Source organism: Kineococcus endophyticus (assembly GCF_040796495.1).
Lineage (GTDB): Bacteria > Actinomycetota > Actinomycetes > Actinomycetales > Kineococcaceae > Kineococcus > Kineococcus endophyticus.
Map to the genome: position 1 here is coordinate 1 of NZ_JBFNQN010000035.1, position 2,578 is coordinate 2,578.

3 protein-coding genes and 1 pseudogene are annotated in these 2,578 nt (G+C 67.6%); 3 read left to right on the forward strand and 1 reads right to left on the reverse strand.

The window, feature by feature from the left end:
* Positions 1-185: 185 nt before the first annotated feature.
* Positions 186-911: pseudogene (locus AB1207_RS24365) on the reverse strand (RNA polymerase sigma factor); the annotation flags it as partial.
* 47 nt (positions 912-958) lie between these two features.
* Between AB1207_RS24365 and AB1207_RS24370 the strand changes: the two are divergent.
* From AB1207_RS24370 to AB1207_RS24380, 3 genes are all read left to right on the forward strand, one after another.
* Positions 959-1,417 (forward strand): DUF6153 family protein, encoded by a 459-nt coding sequence (locus AB1207_RS24370; RefSeq protein WP_367641421.1) that lies wholly within the window; start codon positions 959-961, stop codon positions 1,415-1,417.
* 87 nt (positions 1,418-1,504) lie between these two features.
* Positions 1,505-2,197, forward strand: coding sequence for a DUF305 domain-containing protein (locus tag AB1207_RS24375; RefSeq protein ID WP_367641423.1), 693 nt, complete (start codon positions 1,505-1,507; stop codon positions 2,195-2,197).
* Between the two features lie 172 nt (positions 2,198-2,369).
* Positions 2,370-2,578 (forward strand): YHS domain-containing protein (locus AB1207_RS24380; RefSeq protein ID WP_367641424.1); only part of this gene is annotated, 209 nt, incomplete at its 3' end.

Below are 2,578 nucleotides of genomic sequence, written 5' to 3' on the forward strand. Positions count from 1 at the left end.
CACGGTCATCCCGCGTGGTGCGCGCCTCCACTGGCTGCCGGCGTCGCAGTCGTGCCGATGTCTGGTGCGCGTCGAGCGCGAAGATCACCCGCACGTCACCGACGTGCACACAGTCGAGCCGAAAGAGGAAACCGTCTGTCTCGTGGTCGGAGCAGTGAAGGGTGGCACGTGGACCGGTCAACGGATCATGGGTGGAGCTCGCTGCGCCGTCGGCCGAGGTAGGCGCGCTGGGCGTCGTTGCCGGCGGCGCTGATGGCCTCCTCCTCGTAGGCGCGGCAAGCCCGCTCGAGCTGCCCAAGTCGACGCAGCAGATCGGCGCGAACAGCGTGGCGTGGGGGGTAGTCGCCCAGCTCAAGGCCCTCGACCACGGCTAAGGCCTCGGCTGGTCCTTCGACCTCGGCGAGGGCGACGGCCCGGTTTAGGGCGACCACGTGAGTCGGGACCAGGGCCAGGAGGTTGTAGGAGAGCGCGAGGACCTGGCGCCAATCGGTGTCCTGCACGGTGCGGGCGTCGGCGTGCACGGCGGCGATGGCGGCCTGCAGCTGATAGGGCCCCGGGCGTCCGCGGCGCAGGCAGCGGCGCACCACCTCATGTCCCTCAGCGATGAGGGCCTGGTCCCAGGTGGAACGGTCCTGCTCCGACAGCGGCACGAGCACACCGTCAGGGCCGGTGCGGGCAGAGCGACGCGACTCCGAGAGCAGCAGCAAGCCCAGCAGACCGAGTGCCTCCGGCTCATCAGGCATCAGCTCGGCAAGCAGCCGCGCCAGCCGCAGCGCCTCGGTGCACAGGTCCGCCCGCACCAACTGCTCCCCGGAGGTCGCGGTGTGCCCTTCGGTGTAGATGAGGTAGATGACGCCCAGCACAGCGCGCAGCCTCACCGGAAGGTCCACCTCGCGCGGCACCCGGTAGGGGGCACTTATTCTGGCAGATATACCCCCTGGGGGTTAGCGTGAGAGTCGTGAGCGACACCCGCAGACGCAGCTGGGCCACCACGGCCCTGCCTCGTGTGCTGCTCGTCGTTGCCGTGACCGTTGGCCTGTGCGCCATGCACGTCTTTGCTGCCGCCGTCAGCCAGCACCACGCCGCAACCCACGACATGACCACCGCCCACGACATGACCGTCTCGGCTGTGACCGTGGACCACGGCGCGGCCACCGCGTCAGCTGCTGCGCACGGCACGGCAACCATCCACGTCTCCGACCACGGCGATCACCACGCTGTGTCGGACTGCGTGTTGTTCCTCAGTGCTGGCGTGGCTCTCCTGATGATCCTGATTGCTTGGGGGGTCGCTCGCGCCCTTCGCTGCACCCACTGGCCCGTGCCCGCTTGGCGCCAAGCCTTGATGGCCATCACGCCCTGGCGTGGGCCGCCCCCGTGGCACTGGCCACGTATCTCCCTCTGCGTGATCCGGATTTAGGCCGACCCCCGCGCGTCTCGGACGACCCTTCGCCGAGCGCCACGCGGTCATGCCCACAACCCGCATCTCTCAAGGAGCTTCACTCTCATGCGAACCGCAACCCGCATTGGTGCCCTCGGCGCCGCCACTGCTCTGTCCCTGGTCCTGGCCGCCTGCGGCGGCGCCGACAGCGGATCGATGGACCACTCCGCGATGTCGTCGGGATCGTCGGGATCGTCGGGATCCTCGGGATCCTCGACGACCTCGGCGAGCCCCTCGCCCAGTGCCACCAGCAACGTCGACGGCGAACACGACGACCAAGACGTGATGTTCGCCCAGATGATGATCGTGCACCACAAGGGCGCTATCGAGATGGCGCAGATGGCCACCACCCAGGCCTCTAGCCAGCAGGTCAAGGACCTGGCCGCCAAGATTGAGGCCGCTCAGCAGCCCGAGATCGAGCAGATGACCTCCTGGCTGAACGCCTGGGGCGAACCCACCGAAGCCGACTCCTCGATGGAGGGCATGGACCACTCATCGATGCCTTCCATGGGCGGCTCCTTGATGCCGGGGATGATGACCGAGGAGCAGATGACCCAGCTGCAGAACGCCACCGGTACCGACTTCGACCGGATGTTCCTGCAGCTGATGATCGAGCACCACACCGGCGCGGTGCAGATGGCTGAAACCGAGCAGCAGCAGGGCTCCAACCCGCAGGCCCTGGAGCTGGCTGACTCGATCGTGACGAGCCAGAGCGCCGAGATCGAGCAGATGAAGCAGATGCTCACCACCCTCGGCTGACTCGGAGTCGGCTGGTGGGTGGCCTGGCTCACCCACCAGCCGCTGCCGCGTTCCGTTGAGACCACTAACCTTTCGCGGCATTACCCCCAGGGGGTATGTTCGGGGTATGACTACTCGCAACGACGACCGGCGACTGGAGACCCGACCGTCGGCGGTAGACCCCGTGTGCGGCATGACCGTCGATCCGGCGACGACGACGTCAGCCGACCATGACGGGCACACCTACTACTTCTGCTCGCCGGGATGCCGGACGGCGTTCAGCCAGGACCCCGACCGGTACATCGCGGCGACTCACGACCACACCGGTCACGACCACACCGGTCACGAAAACACCGGTCACGACCACACCGGTCACGAAAACACCGGTCACGACCACACCGG